Origin of the sequence: Pseudomonas viridiflava (assembly GCF_001642795.1) — a bacterium.
Taxonomy (GTDB): Bacteria; Pseudomonadota; Gammaproteobacteria; order Pseudomonadales; family Pseudomonadaceae; genus Aquipseudomonas; species Aquipseudomonas viridiflava.
Genome location: NZ_LKEH01000018.1, coordinates 267,027 through 285,551, shown reverse-complemented (window position 1 = coordinate 285,551; position 18,525 = coordinate 267,027). Strand labels below are relative to the sequence as shown.

Genomic DNA, 18,525 nt, shown 5'->3' with positions numbered 1-18,525 from the left:
CAGACATTTGAGTGAAAAGCCCATGAACGGCAAACGCAGCTCGGCGCTGGAATATTCGGTATGGCCAGGATGGCGACTTCTGATGCAAGACGCTGGCGTGACCGCGCCTCCGGTGCTGCGACGCGCGCAGTTGCCGGGTGACCTGTTCGCACGTCGCAGCGTGCGCCTGAATTCGGCCGATTTCTTTCGACTGTGGGAGGCCATCGAGGCAGAAGCCCAATCATTGCAACCCACGGTTCCAACGCCCCTGCAGATCGCACGGGTCATGTCCGCGGACTGGTTCGATCCCGAATTGTTTGCCGCGCTGTGCAGTGCCCACATGAAAGGGGCCATGGAGCGCCTCGCCACCTATGTACGGCTGATCGCGCCGATGGCAATCCGCATGGTGCGCAGCGATAGACACACCACCATTACGCTGGACTTCCTTACCGATTCGCAGCCGCCACCGGCCGTATTTCTGATCTTCAAGATGGTGCTGTTTGTGCAACTGGCACGGTTGGCCACTCGCACCCAGGTCAACCCACTGCAGATAAGCTGGCCATTGCCGGACGATTTCGAGAAAGATTCAGACCTCTATGCAGCGTTTTTTGGCATCCCGGTCACGCACAGCGCCGTCACGACGCTGGTACTGGACAACGCCGACATGGATCGCCCGTTTCTGACCGAAAATCACAGAATGTGGCTGTTCTTCGAGCCCGACCTGCGCCAGCGCCTATCGGATCTGGACAGAACCTGCGGCATGCTGGAACGGGTACGCAGCGCATTGCTGGAGAGCCTGCCGGCCGGGGAGGTCTCGATGCAGGCTGTCGGTCGCAAACTGGGCGTGAGCACCCGCACCCTGCAACGCAGACTGCAAAGCGAAGGCACTACGTTTCAACAGATACTCGACACCCTGCGTGAGTCGCTGGCCCACCATTACCTGCGCAACACGGCCATGTCGAGTGCGGAAATTTCGTTCCTGCTGGGGTTCGAAGACCCCAACTCGTTTGCCAGGGCCTTTCAGGCCTGGACAGGGAAAACGCCGGGCGCGGCGCGCAACGAGACCGACACAGGTGAATCGGTCTAGGTCCGTAACACCCGCCACACCACCGCGCTCATCACTGCAATCAGACCAGCCGCCACCAGCAGCACCAGGCTGTGCGACGCACTGAACGCTGCCTGCCCGGCCGCCACCAATTGCTGCGCCTGATGGCCGCCAAGAGCGTTCGCGACCATCATGGTTTCGCCGATGGAGCGCGTTGCGGAATCGGCAAGTTCGGGCGCGATGCCATCCGGCAACTGGATGGAGCGCTGGTAACCTGATGCCAGCACGATGCCGAACACGGTGATGCCCAGTCCCGAGCCAAGATCGTAGCTGGTGGCTTCAAGCGCACCGGCGGAACCGGCCTTGTCGACCGGCGTGTTGCTCATGATTGCCACTGAAGAAGCGGTCATGCCGACACTCAGTGCCAGGCCCAGCGCGGCGAGCAACAGGATCACCTCGACTCCGCCCTCCCCCAGACTGGCAACTGCCAGCCCGGCGAGGCTCGCTGCGGAAATCAGCAGGGAAGTCGTCGCGAGTGTTCGTAATCCGACAGCACGCAGAATCCGTCCCGAAAAAGGTCCGCCGACAGCCGAAGCGATCATCAACGGAAGCATGAATATCCCGGCCTGCAACGGCGTCTGCCCCAGTACGAATTGCAGTTCCTGCGCCAGCATCAATTCGACGCCTGCCAGCGCACCCATCACCACCAGCGCCATGCCCACGCCCGCGCCGATTGCAGGAATCCTGAACAGGCCAAGGTCCAGCATCGGCTGGGGTGAGCGCAGTTGTTTTCTGAAGAACCAGAACAGCAGCAGCATGCCGATCAGCGAGCAGGCCCCTGTCACGGCCACAGGATTACCGGCGACAAAGCCGGACTTGAGCGCGTACACGCTGGCCATGATGCCGGCCATCAGAATCACGGCCTGACCGATGGGCCAGGGTGCGTCGTTCAACGTGGACTGTTTCGGGCTGTAGACGACTACCAGAGGCAGAACGATCAGCATTACCGGGACGTTAACGAGAAACACCGATCCCCACCAGAAGTGCTCCAGCAGCGCGCCACCTGCCAGCGGGCCGACCGCAGCGCCTGCAGACGCCACCGCGCCCCAGACGCCCAGCGCGGTCGCTCGCTCGGTTTCGTCCTCGAAGGTCTGACGAATAATGGCGAGTGTGCATGGCATGACCATCGCGGCACCGAAGGCCATGAACGCACGCGCCCCGATCAGCGCCCAGGCCGTAGGCGAAAACGCTGCCAGTATCGATCCGATGCCGAAAATCGCCAGCCCCGACACCATTATCCGGCGATGCCCGACCTTGTCGGCGAGCGTGCCCATGGGAATCAGCAGACTGGCCATCAGCAACGGATAGATGTCGATGATCCACAGCACCTGCGTCCCGGTAGCCTGCAACGCAAGGGTCAACGACGGCACAGCGACATGCAGGATGGTCATGTCCAGCACAATAGGCAGAAACGCCATTATCACCGACAGCAGCACCCACCAACGATTGGCAGCTTTTCCAGGCACGACAGATAACCTCTTCACAGCATTGAACAAAGGGCTCGCCTGTTTACGGCGTTCGCCCGAAGCGCTTCGAACGTTCCACAAGCCCCATGACCAGCACGAAGAACACCGGCACAAAAATCACCGCCAGCGTGGCGGTCAACATGCCACCGATCACGCCGGTACCAATTGCCTGCTGGCTCGCCGAACTGGCACCGGTGGCGAACACCAACGGCACCACACCAAGAATGAAGGCCAGAGAGGTCATTACAATCGGCCGCAAACGCAGGCGTGCAGCCTGGATGCTCGCTTCGACCCGCCCCATGCCTTGATCGTGCAGGGTCTTGGCAAACTCGATGATCAGGATTGCGTTCTTGGCCGACAGACCAATAATCGTGATCAGGCCGACCTTGAAGAACACATCGTTGGGCATGCCCCGCAAGGTGACGGCCAACACTGCGCCCAGGATACCCAGCGGCACCACCAGCAGCACCGCAACCGGAATCGCCCAGCTTTCATAGAGCGCTGCCAGGCACAAAAACACCACCAACATGGACAACGCCAGTAGCAATGACGCCTGCCCGCCCGAAACGCGCTCCTGCAGGGAAAGGCCGGTCCACTCCAGTGCAAAGCCTTTGGGCAGTGCCGACGCCAGACGTTCAAGCTCATCCATGGCCTCGCCCGTACTGTGCCCCGCAGCGGGTTCCCCGGAGAGGCTCACGGCGGGATAACCGTTGTAACGGTTGAGCTGGGCAGGCCCGCGCGACCACACCGCCTTGGCAAACGCCGAGACAGGCACCATTCGGCCCTGACGGTTCTTTACCTCCAGACGCAACAGGTCATCAACCTGCTGACGACGATCTCCCTCGCTCTGCACGATGACCTGCTGCATGCGCCCCTTGTTCGGAAAATCGTTTACATAGGCGGACCCCAGCGATGTCGATAGCACATTGGCGATGTCCGAGAACGAGACGCCCATGGCGTTGGCCTGCTGGCGATCCACTTCAATATTCACTTGTGGGGTTTCTGCCAGAGAGGCCTCGCGCACGTTCTGCAGAACCGGGCTCGCTGCGACCCTGCCCAGCAGCTCGTCACGCGCCTGAGTGAGCGCCTCATAGCCTTGGCCACCGCGGTCCTGCAGCCGGACTTCGAAACCGCCCGAGGTGCCGAGCCCTTCCACCGGAGGCGGCAGCAGACTGAACACCATGGCGTCCTTGAGACCACTGAATACAGCTGTCGCACGGTCTGCGATTGCCTGCGCCGAATCCTCTGCGCTTCTCTGCGACCAGTCTTTCAACGTGGTGAAGGCCAGCGCCGCATTTTGCCCGCTGCCTGAAAAGCTGAAGCCGAGGATCATCACCGTGTTGGTGATGCCGGACTCCTGGCCATTATGGGCTTCGATCTGTCTGGCGACGTCGATGGTACGGCTTTGACTCGCGCCCGGCGGCAACTGGATGTCAGTGATGGTGTACCCCTGATCCTCGACCGGCAGGAACGAGGACGGCAGCCGACTGAACAGCAGCCCCATGAAGGCCACCAGCAGCAGGAACATGAACATGCACCGGCCAGTGCGACGCACCGCTTTGCTGACCCAGCCCTCGTAACGTCCGCTGAAGCGCTCGAACGAGCGGTTGAACCAGCCGAAAAATCCGCGTTTTTCAGGGTGCGAACCGGCAGGAATCGGCTTGAGCAGCGTTGCGCACAGCGCGGGTGTAAGGCTCAGGGCAAGAAACGCCGAGAACACGATGGCCACGGCCATGGAAATCGAGAACTGCTGGTAGATCACGCCAACCGAGCCAGGCATGAACGCCATCGGAATGAACACCGCCGTCAGCACAAGCGTGATACCGATGATCGCGCTACTGATTTCCCCCATGGCCTTGCGCGTAGCATCCTTGGGTGACAGCCCCTCCTGCACCATCAGCCGTTCGACGTTTTCCACCACCACAATCGCATCGTCTACCAGAATGCCGATGGCCAGAACCATGCCGAACAGCGTCAGCACGTTGATGGAAAAGCCCAGCACGTACATCACTGCAAACGTCCCCATCAAGGCGACCGGCACGACCAATGCCGGAATCAGGGTGTAGCGAATGTTCTGCAGGAACAGGAACATCACGACGAACACCAGCGCCATCGCCTCCATCAAGGTGTGGATAACCTTGGTGATCGAGACTTTGACGAAGGGCGATGTGTCGTACGGAATGTCGTACTTCACACCGGCCGGAAAATAGCGCGACAGCTCGTCGAGCTTTTCACGTACCAGCGTCGCAGTGCTCATTGCGTTTCCCGCAGGCGCCAATTGCACGCCGACGGCCACGGAAGCCTTACCGTCCAGACGGGTTGCGAAATTGTAGCTCTGACCGCCCTCCTCGACCCTTGCCACATCGCCCACCGTCACGCTGGAACCGTTCGGATTGGCCTTGAGCACGATGGCGGAAAATTCCTCTGGCGTACTGAGCTGGCCCCTGACCATAACGGTCGCGGTCAGCTCCTGATCCGTCGGAGACGGCAGATCGCCAATACTGCCCGCCGAAACCTGCACGTTCTGCTCGGCAATCGCCTGGCTTACGTCCGCCGGGGTTAGCGAGTAGGCCACGAGTTTCTGCGGATCGATCCAGATCCGCATGGCGCGTTCGGAACCGAATAACTGCGCCTTGCCAACGCCTTCAAGACGCTTGAGCTCGTTGACGACGTTGCGCGTCAGATAGTCGCTCAGCGCAATTTCGTCCAGGCGCCCGTCAGTCGAAGTGAGTGTGCCGATCATCAGAAAGCCCGCCGAGGTTTCTTCGATCTGCAAACCCTGCTGGCTCACGGCGCGAGGCAGGCGCGGCTCGACGATTTTCAGGCGGTTCTGTACATCGACCTTGGCCAGCTCCGGGTTGGTGCCGGTCTGAAAGGTGATCGTCATGGTCGCCGTGCCCTGACTGCTGCTGGAGCTGAAATACAGCAGGTGATTGACACCGTTCAGTTCCTGCTCGATCAGACTGACCACACTTTCATCGATGGTCTGGGCAGAAGCGCCCGGATAGGTGGCGGTCAGCTCGATCTGCGGTGGCGCGACGCTGGGGTATTGGGCCACGGGCAACTTCGGGATTGCCAACAGACCCGCCAGCACGATGAACAGGGCAATGACCCAGGCAAAGACCGGCCGACCGATAAAGAACAGCGCCATTACTTGTGCTCCGATTCAGCGAACTGCGCGGTCTGTTCCTCAGCGTTCACCTTCATGCCGGGCTGCACGTGTTGCAGTCCGGCCACCACGACGCGATCACCCGCCTGAAGACCGGACCTGACAATCCAGCGATTGCGCTGCACCCCGCCCAGTTCGACGGTACGCTCCTGAACCTTGCCTTCGGCATCCACGATCAGCACCGACGCCTTGCCCGCCGCATCACGCTGTACGGCACGCTGGGCGACAGTGACGCCCTGGTCTGTGCGGGCCTGATCCAGTTGCACGCGAATGAAGCTGCCCGGCAGCAGCTCATTGCGCGGGTTGGGAAACTCGCTGCGCAGAATGACCTGGCCGGTGCTCTGATCCACGGTCAGGTCGGAAAACAGCAACCGACCTTTTTCCGGGTATGGGCCGCCATCTTCCTGAACCAGTGTGGCACTGACCTGACCTTGCTCGAGGGCCTGCAACTGACCCTGCTGCAGCGAACGCCGCAGTTCGCCGATCTGGCGAGTGGTCTGATTGATGTCGGCATAAATGGGCTGTAATTGCTGAATGATCGCGAGCGCCGTGGCATCGCCCTGCCCGACCAGCGCGCCCTCGGTGACCAGCGCCCTGCCGATGCGCCCGGAAATCGGCGCCGTAACTGTCGCATACCCAAGATTCAAACGGGCACGCTTGAGTGCAGCACGCGCGGACGCAACGTCAGCCCGAGCCTGCAGAAAAGCTGCCTTGGCGTTTTCCGCCTCCTGACGGCTGACGGCGTTGATGTCCACCAGTTCGGCGTATCGCTCTGACTGCAGCCTGGTTTGATAGAGGTTGGCGTCAGCCTTGCGCAACGCCGCTTCGGCACTGTCCAGATCGGCCTGGAAAGGTGCCGGGTCGATACGAAACAGCACATCGCCCTGGCGCACGTCCGTGCCTTCGCGGTAGACCCGTTGCAGCACGATCCCGGCCACACGCGCACGCACTTCGGCCGTGCGCGGCGAGACCAGACGACCGTTGAGTTCAGTGGTGAGGGTCAGCGGTCGGGGGGCGACGGTTTCGACACTCACCCGAGCAGGTGTCGCGTCCTGGGGGGCAGGCGGCTCGCTGCAGGCGGCAAGCGTTACAAGCCCTGCACAGAGGAGCAAACGGTATGGATGAAGACACAAGACTGACAGCATGGTTGGCGTTCCTCTGGACGTTACGCCATGCTAGAGACACGCTCGCCAACGCATGTAAACAAGTGTTGGGAAGATGTGAATAAGTGTTAAGGATTTACGCCGGGGGTTGTTGCTCTGGTTATGCTGACCCTCTTTGTGAAACGGCCCGAACAATGACCACGATCATGCTTGTCGAGGATGACGCAGCCCTTGCAGAGCTGATTGCCAGCTACCTGCAGCGGTTTGACTATCAGGTGAACGTGGTCAACCGTGGCGACCGGGCGCTCGACGGCATGCATCGACTGCGGCCCGATCTGGTCATCCTCGACCTGATGCTGCCGGGACTGGACGGGCTGCATGTCTGCCGACAATTACGCGATGAACAACCCGCGCTGCCGATCATAATGCTCACCGCCCGCGGCAAGAGCGACGACCAGATTCTGGGCCTGGAAACCGGTGCGGATGACTACGTGGCCAAGCCTTGCGAGCCCCGGGTTCTGCTGGCGCGGATTCGCACGTTACTGCGCCGCAGCGCGGCTGCCACGCCTCGCCGTGATGCCAGACAAATCGTGCTGGGCCAGTTAGTGATCGACCTCGCAGAGCGCCAGGTGCAATGGCGATCACAGGACGTCGAGCTGTCGTCCGGCGAATACAATCTGCTGCTGGTACTGGCCAGCCACGTGGGAGAAGTGCTGAGTCGTGATCAACTGATCCAGCAACTGCGTGGCATCGAATTCAACGGCGTGGACCGCTCGGTCGATGTCGCCATTTCCAAGTTGCGGCGCAAGTTCGAGGATGACCCGGGCGACCCCCGCAAGATAAAGACCGTGTGGGGTAAGGGCTATTTGCTGAGCCGATCGGAGTGGGATGAATAGGCCCACTGCCAGGCGAAACCTGACCCGCCGAATAAACAGGATTTTCTCCTGACTGCACTTTTTTCGTCTTTCAACGGTTGATCCATCGCCATGCTCAAGATGCTTGCCCGCCTTTACCTGATCCTGCTGGTGACTTACACCGTTGCGCTGTACGCGGTGCCCGAACTGGTGCTCAAGGTCTTCGAAGAGCGCAACCTTACGTATAACCACGAACAGGTCAGGGGCACGCTGAAGCTGATCAAGACGCGCTTTACTCAGGTGCCTCAAGCTTCATGGCCGCAGGTCGAGCACGAGCTGCAGGAAGATTTTGCGCCATTGCAGTTGCGGGTGCTGACCATCACCGACCCAAGCGTCAGCGACTGCGAGCGGACCGAACTGGAGCAAGGCAGAAACGCGTTGCGCAACGGTGACTACGGCATGGCGAGCACGGTGATGACTCCGCTCTCGGCGGGTCAGGTTATCCAGTTGGTGTTCCCGGACCCACCGGTGGACATCAACATCATGTACTGGCTGATGAACGTGCTGATCGGCGCCGCCTTGCTGGGCTGCCTGTCGATCTGGTTCTGGCCGCACTGGCGCGACCTTCAGCGGCTCAAACACACGGCGATGATGCTGGGAAATGGCAATCTGGCGCAGCGAACCCATATTTCGCCGCGCTCTAACATCGGCGAGCTGGCGCAAGTGTTCGACAAAATGGCGCAGGACATCGGGCAGTTGCTCAATCAGCAGCAGGAACTGTTGAGCGCCGTGTCCCATGAACTGCGCACGCCATTGTCCAGGCTTGAGTTCGGCATGGCGCTGGTGCTGACCGACCCGCTTGAAGCCTCCACACGACTCAGGCTGGAGCAGATGGTCGGGCATATCAGGGAGCTGGATGCCCTGATCGATGAGCTGCTGTCCTACACACGCCTGCAATCGCCTTACCAGCAAGCCGATCGACAGGAAATCCCGTTGCAGGCGTTCCTGGACAGCGTACTGGGTGGATTTCTCGATACTCAGGACGCCCGGCCATTCGACCTGAGCCTGCAGACTGACACCGCACCGGAGCGCTTCGTGCTCGACCCGCGTCTGACCGCCAGAGCCTTGCAGAACCTGATCGCCAACGCCATTCGCTACTGCTCAGGCCAAGTGAGGGTCAGTCTGCGATTGCAGACGGGAGAGGGTTTGTACATGACGGTCGAAGACGATGGCATCGGCATCCCTGAAAGTGAACGCGCGCTCATTTTCGAGCCGTTTTACCGGATGGATCGGAGCCGTGATCGAGACACCGGCGGGTTCGGTCTTGGGCTGGCGATCAGCCGACGTGCAATTGAATGTCAGGGTGGCAGGATTCAGGTTGATTCGTCGCCTTTGGGCGGAGCGCGATTCCTGATCGTCCTGCCGTGCGTCAGCGCCTGACGACCTCGGTGTCGAGCGCCTTGGGCGAGGCCCCAGGCAATACCTGTACGACCTGAAGCAACAAGGGTAGACCCAGCGTGACATCGAACTGCTGATCAACGCAGTCGAGCTTTATGCTGCAGCCGCAACGCTCGACGATGGCCTGAACAATGGCCAGTCCCAGCCCGCAACCGTTGCTGGTGCTGCTGCGCCAGAAACGTTTGGTCATGGATTGCAGGCTGTCTTCCGACAGCGTTGTGCTGACATTTCGGACGCTGACAAACGCAAAGTCGTCGTCGCTGGTGACGCTGACGATGACCTGCGTTTGCTCGGGACTGTGGCGCAGGGCGTTGTCCAGCAGGTTACGCAAAGCAGCCACTGCCAGCACGGCCTGCATGTCCAGGAGCAAGGAAGATGTCCTGACCCGTGACGCCAGCACAATCCGTCCGACGTCACCGCCTGCGTCCTGAATCGCCAGAGAAAGCACCTGCTCGACACTGCATCGACTGCCGTCGTCAAACGGCAGACTGCCTTCCACCCTTGCCAGCAGAAGCAATTGTTCAAGCGTATTGTGCAGTCGGTCAGCGCCCTGTTCGGCACGAGCCAGCGCCAGCTCCCGGGCGTCGCCCGAGGTCATCTGAGCGACCTGTAAATGGGTCTTGATGACCGTCAGCGGGCTACGTAACTCATGCGCCGCATCACCGGTCAGACGACGCTCACGCTCGACGGCCTTGCCGATGCGAGCCAGCAGGTGGTTCTGGGTTTCCAGCAGCGGCTTCAACTCACGGGGGAGCATGTCGAGCTGCAACGGTTCGAGGGAATCGACATTGCGCTTTTTCAATTCATCACGCATGCGATTGAGCGGCGCCAGTCCTTTACCGACCCCGAACCAGAGCATGACGATGCAGGCGAGCAACGCCACCATTACAGGAATGGACGCCGACAGCATGACGGACCGATTGAGCGCCTCACGCTCACGCTCAAGGTCTGCTGTGGTGATACGAATATCGCCCTGCAACAGGGTGAAACTTCGCCACCGTTCCCCGTCAATGGTCTGGTCGTGAAACCCGCCCTCGGGACTGGCAATGGCATTGTTGGTCGCATTGTGAGTACTGACCAGCACCTCGCCGCGCAAGGAACTGACCTCACAGGCAATGCCGTCTGGCATCCCCAACTGATCGGCACTGAAACGAGTGCCACTTTCCTGGGTCGACAAAGGCTCGGGCAAGCGATCCACCAGGCCTGCGACCATTCGTGCCGACGCCACGAGCCGCTGATCCAGAGAATCCATCATCCGGGTGCGCAGGTCCTGAAACATCCAGGCCGCCGCAAGCGCCCACACCGCAACAAAAGCGACGCCCAGAATCAGGCTCAGGCGAAGCCGTAAGCTCATGACTCGACACCTTGCGCGTGGGTGACGTTACCGATTCGATACCCCGAGCCCCGCACTGTCTCGACGATTGCGCTGCCCAATTTGCGACGCAGGTGAAAAATGTGCACGTTCAGGGCGTTGCTTTCCACTTCGTCGCCAAATCCATAGACGCAATCCTTCAACTGTTCCACCGACAGCACACGGCCCCGGTTATTCAGCAACGCCAGCAGCAATGCCTGTTCTCGACGCGACAGGTCGACGGTCTCTCCCGCCAGCCAGGTTTGCCGGGAACTGGGATCGTGCCTGACAGCGCCGTGCTCAATGATATTGACCGCCCGACCGGCAGTACGCCGCACCAGCGTGTGCAGACGCGCGAACAACTCGCGCAGATCGAACGGCTTGAGCAGGTAATCGTCGGCACCGGCCTCGAGCCCCTTGACCCGGTCATTGATGTCATCTCGGGCAGTGAGTATCAGCACCGGGAGTATCTGACCGCCAGAACGCAGGCGTCTCAGCAGGCTGATGCCGTCTTCATCGGGCAAGCCCAGATCGAGAATCATCACATCGAATTGCGCGACATCCAGCAGCGCATGAGCGGCCGAGGCCGAGGCCACGTGATCGACGACCAGACCCTGAGCGTTCAGGCCGGCAACGATGCCGCTTGCGATGAGTTCGTCGTCTTCACATAGCAATACATGCATGGCGGACTCTTGTGGGGAGTAAGGGTTAAGCCGCTACAGAATCTGTCCCGCGGCGCGCTCTGGTGGTCTGCACGCCTCGTGGACAGCCGGATGAGCGCCAGTGTAAACCTGCGCGATAAAAACCTCTGAATCAGCTGGAAGGTTTTTCAATATCACGATTTTGCATGTTCTGGCCGGAGGCGGTTTCGGTTGCCCGCTGCTGCTCGGCTTTCTCTCTGGATTTGGCGAGGCTTTCACGCGCTTGCTGACGTTCGAGCGCAAAGGCTTCCTGGCGTTTTTGCAGCATCTCGGCACCGTCCTGTGCAAAGGCTTGCACGCTGCACAGGCCAAGTACCAAAACCAGCATCAATGTTGCAGTTCTTGAAAGGGTCATCTGTCTTATCTCAGTGGGTGGCAGGCTTGCAGCGCCACAGGCGTCTGCTTCAAGTGACTGCACATTGAGCGATGCCGATTAAGGCATCGTTAACAGAGGCTGCATCGTTGAAAAACAAAACATTCGATCAGCCCACCCTCGCATTTTTCCGGTCAACGGGCGCTTTTTTTTATCGACTGACATCTGGAAAAACCCTTAAAACAGAATGATCACTCTGTTTTGTAAAAAAATTTTATCTGCTAATAAAAATATGAAAAATAAAATAAAACCTTAAAAAAAATCCATAACCTTAAAAAATAAATCAAAAAATCTTATAAAACAGAAATACGTTATTTAATATTCTTGGCGTTTTAATCGTTTATCAACCTGAATTCTTTGCGACCCGAGAACTTTATCCCCACACTGCGGCCTTAATGCTCGCCGTCGGCCCCCACCCCCGTCCGACACACACTTATCGCCAACACACTCTATCTGGAGACTTCCCGATGGCCAGACGCTTGCTGCCTGTCGCTGCCGCCGTACTGACGTGCCTGATCAACTTCCCGGCTTCGGCTGCGGACCATCAGAACACGTCGCCCGCAACATCCGATGCGCTACGTGCGCAGGTCGATGCCAAGCGTCAGCACCTCACCGGTGCTGACGCCCTGCCCCAAAAACAACCGACTGGCGAGCAGGCCCTGCTGGATGCCCCTGTCGACACCGCAGATGCCCCCGTCGTGGATGAAAAAAAGCCGTGAGCGTTGCGTTGACTCAACCATCACTCAAGCCATTATCCGAGGAGTAGTACCGTGTCCATGATCAAACAAGGCCTGAGCCTGAGCGTTCTTGCGCTGAGCGTTGCCCAGGCAAGTGCGCTGTTTGCCGCCACCCCCATGACCGGCAACGAAGTAGAAGCGCGCGTCGGCGCAATGCTGGACAACATGACGCAATCGGAGAAGATCAATTTCTCTCGCGTCGACGACGGACGAATGATCCCCAAGCTGGACAAGTTCGGCCTGCAAGGCACTGTGGCCTATGACTCGTCGATGGGCGTTCTGGTCGGCGGCAAGACGTTCGGCGCGCAGTACCCGTCGCCGTCGGCACTGGCTGCGACCTGGAGCATCAACCGGGCCAAGGAATTCGGTCTGGCGATCGGCTACGAAACCCGTATCGCAGGCGGCCAGCAGATGCTGTCTCCGGCCATCAACCTGTATCGCACGCCGTTCAACGGACGCTCCGCCGAGTACATGAGTGGCGAGGATCCCTTCCTTGGCGCGGTGCTGGCACCTGCGGTCACCAATGGTATTCAGGTGCAGGGCGTGCAGGCCGCCGCCAAGCATTACCTGATGAACGAACAGGAAGCCAACCGGCATTATCTGGATGTGAAGATCGACGAACGCGCCATGCAGGAGCTGTATCTGCCGGGCTTCGAGTCGCTGGTCAAGAACGCCAACATCGCCTCGGTCATGTGCGGCTACAACAAGATCAACGGCGAGTACGCCTGCGAGAACCACCACCTGATCACCGACATTCTGAAAGGCCAGTGGGGCTTTCAGGGCAATGTCATGAGCGACTTCAACTCGGTTCAGGACGCGTTCAAAGGCGCTTGGGCAGGCACTGACATCGACATGCCGAGCGGCCTGCAGTTTACCGAGGCCAAACTGCTGCCTTACGTCTGGAATGGCCAGTTGCACCAGAGCGTGATCGACGACAAGGTCCGCCGCAACCTCAGGGCGCTGGTGAGCTACGGCTTCGACAAGGGCATCAACAAGGCACAGCCATTGGTGCATCGCGAATACGGTCAGCTCGCTGCGCTGAACGTGGCCCGGGAATCCATCGTGCTGCTGCGCAACGAACCGGTGGATGGACAGAAGCCGCTGCTGCCGCTGGCCAAGAATGCGAAAATTGCCGTCATCGGCGATCTGGCCGTTCAACCACCCACGTCGCCATTCGGGACCGCCTACTCCGTTCCGAGCAGCTACGTCACCGAGCTCAGTGGCTTGAAGCAACTGGCATCGAATACGGCCAATGTCGACTACATCAGTCAGATGAGCCTGAACCCGAAGTCCTCGGTCTGGTATCAGCCGGGCAGTGACAAACAGGCCATCAGCAACACAGGCGTCAAGGCCGAGTACTACGGCAACACGAACCTGTCCGGCGATCCGGTCGCCACGCGCATCGAGCCGGGCGTCAATCTGGACTGGATCACCAGCAGCAACGTGACCGATAACGGCACCAGCACCGTCAGCGGTTTCAACCCGGCAGCAGGCGCGTTCTCCGCCCGTTTCACCGGCAAGATCAAACCGACGATCACCGGCCCGCATGTGTTCAAGGTCCGTGCCGACGGCGCGTACAAGCTGTGGATCAATGACGAACTGGTGGCTGAAGACGAAGGCGGACAGGTCTCGTTCGACCTGATCCCGGTCGTGCCTCGCACCGTCAAGACCGCCAGCCTGAAAGCCGGCAGCGAGTACAACGTGCGTCTGGAATATCGCCGACTCAAAGGCAACTTCACGCCAGTCCTGGGCGGCATGAATGGCGTTCAGATGAGCTGGGCGTCGCTGCGTCCGCCGAAAAACCTGGCCGACTACGACGCCGTGGTCGTCGCCGCAGGCAGCAACTTCGAATACGAAGGCGAGTCCCTCGACCATCCGTTCGAGCTGCCGCAGTTCCAGTCCGAGCTGATCAGCTTCGTGCAGAAAGCCAATCCGAAGACCATTGTGGTGATGCATGGCGGTGGCGGCATGGATATGCAGCCTTGGGCCAACAAGGTTGCGGCCTCGTTGCATGCCTGGTTCCCCGGCCAGCAAGGCGGTCAGGCACTGGCTGAAATCCTGTTCGGCAAGGTCAACCCGTCTGGCAAACTGCCGATCACCCTGGACAAGAAGGCCGAGGACAACCCGAGCTACGCGTCGTACAAGGATCCTGTGCCGTACTATTTCAGCAGTGCCAATCCGCCCACTGAAATGACCTACAGCGAGGGTCTGTATCTGGGCTATCGCGGCTACGACAAGAAGCACACCAAACCGCTGTATCCGTTTGGTTTCGGTCTGTCATACACGACGTATGAATACAGCGACCTGAAACTGTCGAGCAACGTACTGGCACCCGGTTCGACCATCAACGCGACGTTCACGATCACCAACACCGGTGACAAAGCCGGGTTCGAAGTCGCTCAGTTGTACGTGCAACCATCGAAGCCACAGGTTGATCGTCCGGAGAAGGAACTCAAAGGTTTCTCCAAGGTTTACCTGAAGCCGGGCGAAAGCAAGACCGTCACCATTGCGCTGGACTCGCGTTCGTTCGCTTACTACTCGCCGGATTCGGTGAGCTGGAATGTGGACCCTGGCAAGTTCAAGGTGCTGGTCGGCAAGGACTCGGAAAACCTGGCTCTGAATCGCACCGTCGTCGCGCTCTACCCGGAGCAACTGACCACGCGTGATTCCAACCCTCTCCCCGTTCCGCTGCGCAAGGCCGTACAGGTCAAGCCGGAACAGGCTTACTGACAGGCAGCAATCGGTGGTCTTCGCGACCACCGATTGCCAACCGGCTGCACAGCATCTTCTCTACTGGCGTACCCGCAGGTCCGACACCATTCGGTCGAGGAACCGGTTGAACGCACCTTCGATGTCCACGTCGGCACGTGACCGAAGCCATTGGATCTGCATCCCGTCCATCATCGACGCCAACTCGATACTGACCTGTTTCACGTCGATGTCCCCACGCACTTCGCCCGCCTGCACCAGCAGCTTCAACTGCGCCTGCAGATGGCTGTGCACGATATGAAAACGCTCGCAGAACCATCGATTCGCCGGATGGGTGACTGACAGGCTCTCTGTGTTGATAATCATCAGCGCCTGACTGACAGAAGCATCTTCAATGCTGAACCGCATGATGAACTGCAGAAACGCCACAAATCCTTCCAGCGTTGCCACCTGCTGGGCGTCCTGCAGGCGCGTCGCGATGTACTGATCCCGATGGTCGAGTACAGCCTGCAACAAGGCCAGCTTGTTGGGGAAATGGTGAAGCAATCCGACCTGGGAAATGCCTGCCACCTTGGCGATGTTCGACAGCGACGCACCGGCAAAGCCATCGCGGGCAAAGATCACCAGCGCTGCCTTGATGATATCGACCTTACGCAAATCACCTTTCGGGATGCGACGACGTTTGGCGGCTGGCGCTGCGGCGGGATCGGGCACGTTTTCGGACATGATGAATTCGTTTACTTCACGTTTGAGTCGGCAGAAGCATACAGGCACAGCAAACGCTGCGCATGCGCACAAGCGTGTCCGGTTTACGGCTCGCCATCCCAATAGTCCACATTCAGATCGACCCGCTGCCTGGCCACGAAAGCAGCGCCTTCACCGGACGCCATGGCCTGGTACTTGCCGGAGTCGGGGTATTCGCAGATCTCGGGCTTTTCACGTGTGCTGATCGACAGGTATTTCAGAGGTGCTGACGACGTATTGATGATCTGGTGAGGGTACTGCGGCCCGGGTGGGATGAAGATCACATCGCCAGTCTTGATGGGCAACATCTGGTCCGCCACCCGCAGGCTGCCTTCGCCTTCAATGACGATGAACATTTCCTCCTGCGCATGATGAAAATGATAAGGGCATGAGCGCTTGCCCGGCGCAACGATATCGATGGAGGCGCCCAACTTGCTGGCGGCCGTTCCCGTTGCCAACTGCCCTGCCAGACTTTCATACAACGGGTCGCGAACCTGCTTTTCGAGCGAGACCTCATTGATGTTGCGGATCAGACGGGAAGCCAGTTCAAGCGAGGTGTCATGTGTCATTGCCGCACAGCCCGAGACAGTCGAGAAGTAGTCATCTTAGACCATCAAGTTACCAAGCATCCGTCAACTTTATGCCGTCAAAATATCAACTTTCGTCTTTTAAAGCGTTATAAATTACGACCAAAATCCAAATAAAAAACATTTAAAAACAGTCGGTTAATAAAATTATTTCACAATATTTCGAATAGTTAACGCTCGCCCCTCAAGTTCACCAAGGCACAGTCGAAACCATGATATCTAAATGGCATCACTTAAAAATTTTGAACACTGCCGCTCTTCTCACAAAAAAATCATCGGACTGCCAGGGAGGCACGTTTCAGGACTGACACCATGCTCAACAAGCTCAGCATTTCGCAGAAGCTTTACTTCAGCTTTATCGCTATCGTCGTGCTGATCGCCGTTCTGGTAGCCAGCGCCTACAGGGGATTCGAGCAGGTCGAAGACGCTACCAACAGTAATGTTCACACTTATCAGGTGCTCAGTGAAGCGCAGTTGGCCCTGGAACAGCTGATTAACATCGAGACCGGCATGCGCGGTTTTGTCATTGCCTCGAAAGATGCTTTTCTCGAGCCACTTGTCGCGGGCGAAAAGCGCTTCAGCGAAGAACTCGATGCGCTCAAACGGCTGACCGCTGACAACCCCGAACAACAGCGACGCCTCGCCTCGCTGGGAGACACCTACAAGCGCTGGCTTGAAGATGACGTCAACGCCATCGTTGCCATGCGCAGGGATCTGACCGCGCGCAATCTGCCTGATGATGAACTGGACAAGCGCATCACCTCCGGTGCCGACAAAGCCAAGATGGACAGCATGCGTGCAACCCTGGCCGAAATCAGCGCCGCGGAAAACGTGCTGCTGGTCGTCAGAACCCAGAACATGGTCGACGCCAAGCACTTCGCACTGCTGATTCTGATATGCGGCGGCATTGCGGCCGCGCTCCTTTCCGCGATTTTGGCAACGGTACTGGGCCGCAGCACCACAGCACGCCTGCAATTGGCCATCGACGCCGCCACAGCGATTGCCGATGGCAGGCTGGACACGGTCATCGACACCAGCAGCCATGACGAATTGCCCAAAGCCTTCGACCGGATGCAGAAGCGCCTGCGCGAGATGATTCAACAGATCAGTCAGGCCTCGAACCAACTGGTGGTGTCCGTACAGCAGATTTCCGGTGCTTCCGAACAACTGTCCGGCGCCATCCAGGAGCAGTCCACCTCGGCTTCGATGATGGCCGCCACCATCGAAGAGCTGACCGTCAGCATTCACCATGTTTCCGAAAACGCCGACGAAGCCCATCAGATCGCCAGCCGTTCGGGTGAGCAATCCAAAGAAGGCGCGCAGGTCATCGAAAATACGTTGTCGAGCATGAACGGCATCGCCAGAACCGTGCAGCATTCATCGACGCAGGTTTCAGGCCTGGGCCAGCACTCTGAGCATATCTCGTCGATTATCAGCGTGATCCAAGGTATCGCCGACCAGACCAACCTGCTGGCGCTCAATGCCGCCATCGAAGCTGCACGGGCGGGCGAGCAGGGGCGCGGGTTTGCGGTTGTGGCCGACGAAGTGCGCCTGCTGGCACAGAACACAGGCAAATCGACCAAAGAGATTGCCGGCATGATCGAGAAAATCCAGGCCGGCGTCAGAGAGACCGTCGAGAGCATGCGCAGCGGCGTGCTGGAAGTGAACAACGGCGTGGAAATGGCAGGCAACGCCGGCCAGGCGATTATCGAAATCCGCGACAGCTCCAGCAAGGTGCTGCATGTGGTGGACCAGATATCCTTTGCCTTGCGCGAGCAAACCGTCGCCAGCCAGGATGTCGCTCGCAGCGTGGAGCGTTCCGCACAAATGGCAGAACAGAACAACATGTCCGTTCAGGAATTGCTCAAGACCAGCGGTGGATTGAAAAATCTCGCGACCAGTCTGCAGCAGGAAGTGGGCAGGTTCAGGCTGTAAGACTGATTGCCGAAAAAGTGCTGGACTCTGCTTCTGCCCGGAGGGGGTGGGAGCTCTCGCAGGTTACGACGGCAGCGATGGGCCGCGCAGCGGCCCCAGGTTGCATCTGACATACCGTGTGTGCAGGTCTTGCTGCCGGTTCCCGGCAGATCGCCGGCAAGCCGCCTCTTATCAAACAACACGTAATCTGCTGACTGAACACGTTTTTGTGGGAGGCGGCTTGCCGGCGATGCAGCCGACGCGGAATGTCAGGA

General features: G+C 59.1%; 14 protein-coding genes. 6 read left to right on the top strand and 8 right to left on the bottom strand.

The annotated features are described in order from the left end of the window. Nucleotides 1-22: 22 nt before the first annotated feature. Nucleotides 23-1,066, top strand: a complete 1,044-nt coding sequence (locus AO065_RS05125) for a helix-turn-helix domain-containing protein (protein ID WP_004885964.1) — start codon at nucleotides 23-25, stop codon at nucleotides 1,064-1,066. Here AO065_RS05125 and AO065_RS05120 read toward each other — a convergent pair. The 3 genes from AO065_RS05120 to AO065_RS05110 are packed head-to-tail and all read right to left on the bottom strand — an operon-like array spanning nucleotide 1,063 to nucleotide 6,864. Further along, nucleotides 1,063-2,550, bottom strand: coding sequence for an MFS transporter (locus AO065_RS05120; protein ID WP_032651981.1), 1,488 nt, complete (start codon nucleotides 2,548-2,550; stop codon nucleotides 1,063-1,065). The two genes, AO065_RS05125 and AO065_RS05120, sit on opposite strands and share 4 nt — an antisense overlap. A 43-nt stretch (nucleotides 2,551-2,593) precedes the next feature. Then, complete coding sequence (locus AO065_RS05115) at nucleotides 2,594-5,701, bottom strand: efflux RND transporter permease subunit (protein ID WP_004885975.1); 3,108 nt, start codon at nucleotides 5,699-5,701, stop codon at nucleotides 2,594-2,596. Then, complete coding sequence (locus AO065_RS05110) at nucleotides 5,701-6,864, bottom strand: efflux RND transporter periplasmic adaptor subunit (RefSeq protein WP_032651984.1); 1,164 nt, start codon at nucleotides 6,862-6,864, stop codon at nucleotides 5,701-5,703. The genes AO065_RS05115 and AO065_RS05110 overlap by 1 nt, the downstream gene beginning before the upstream one ends. Nucleotides 6,865-7,016: 152 nt before the next feature. On the opposite strand from AO065_RS05110, the gene AO065_RS05105 reads away from it, so the two are divergent. Next, entirely contained in the window at nucleotides 7,017-7,718 is a 702-nt protein-coding gene (locus AO065_RS05105; protein WP_004885982.1) for a response regulator, read from the top strand. Between the two features lie 90 nt (nucleotides 7,719-7,808). Continuing rightward, the gene (locus AO065_RS05100; RefSeq protein WP_004885984.1) at nucleotides 7,809-9,116 is read left to right on the top strand and encodes an ATP-binding protein; all 1,308 of its coding nucleotides are present in this window, start codon (nucleotides 7,809-7,811) and stop codon (nucleotides 9,114-9,116) included. Here AO065_RS05100 and AO065_RS05095 read toward each other — a convergent pair. The 3 genes from AO065_RS05095 to AO065_RS05085 form a co-directional block, all read right to left on the bottom strand. Further along, on the bottom strand, nucleotides 9,106-10,488 hold the full coding sequence (locus AO065_RS05095) for an ATP-binding protein (RefSeq protein WP_004885985.1): 1,383 nt from the start codon (nucleotides 10,486-10,488) through the stop codon (nucleotides 9,106-9,108). The two genes, AO065_RS05100 and AO065_RS05095, sit on opposite strands and share 11 nt — an antisense overlap. Beyond that, a complete protein-coding gene (locus tag AO065_RS05090; protein WP_004885987.1) occupies nucleotides 10,485-11,168 on the bottom strand; it encodes a response regulator in 684 nt (227 codons plus the stop codon). The genes AO065_RS05095 and AO065_RS05090 overlap by 4 nt, the downstream gene beginning before the upstream one ends. A gap of 130 nt (nucleotides 11,169-11,298) precedes the next feature. Beyond that, a complete protein-coding gene (locus AO065_RS05085) occupies nucleotides 11,299-11,514 on the bottom strand; it encodes a hypothetical protein (protein ID WP_004885988.1) in 216 nt (71 codons plus the stop codon). A gap of 512 nt (nucleotides 11,515-12,026) precedes the next feature. On the opposite strand from AO065_RS05085, the gene AO065_RS05080 reads away from it, so the two are divergent. Both AO065_RS05080 and AO065_RS05075 read left to right on the top strand, forming a co-directional pair. Next, nucleotides 12,027-12,278, top strand: coding sequence for a hypothetical protein (locus AO065_RS05080; RefSeq protein ID WP_004885991.1), 252 nt, complete (start codon nucleotides 12,027-12,029; stop codon nucleotides 12,276-12,278). A 57-nt stretch (nucleotides 12,279-12,335) separates the two neighbouring features. Beyond that, on the top strand, nucleotides 12,336-15,026 hold the full coding sequence (locus AO065_RS05075) for a beta-glucosidase (RefSeq protein ID WP_004885994.1): 2,691 nt from the start codon (nucleotides 12,336-12,338) through the stop codon (nucleotides 15,024-15,026). Nucleotides 15,027-15,086: 60 nt separating this feature from the next. On the opposite strand, the gene AO065_RS05070 is transcribed toward AO065_RS05075, so the two are convergent. Both AO065_RS05070 and AO065_RS05065 read right to left on the bottom strand, forming a co-directional pair. Next, entirely contained in the window at nucleotides 15,087-15,731 is a 645-nt protein-coding gene (locus tag AO065_RS05070) for a TetR/AcrR family transcriptional regulator (protein ID WP_004885997.1), read from the bottom strand. An 83-nt stretch (nucleotides 15,732-15,814) separates the two neighbouring features. Beyond that, nucleotides 15,815-16,318 (bottom strand): cupin domain-containing protein, encoded by a 504-nt coding sequence (locus tag AO065_RS05065; RefSeq protein ID WP_004886000.1) that lies wholly within the window; start codon nucleotides 16,316-16,318, stop codon nucleotides 15,815-15,817. Nucleotides 16,319-16,648: 330 nt separating this feature from the next. Between AO065_RS05065 and AO065_RS05060 the strand changes: the two genes are divergently transcribed. Next, a complete protein-coding gene (locus tag AO065_RS05060; protein WP_004886001.1) occupies nucleotides 16,649-18,271 on the top strand; it encodes a methyl-accepting chemotaxis protein in 1,623 nt (540 codons plus the stop codon). The last annotated feature ends 254 nt before the right edge of the window (nucleotides 18,272-18,525 follow it).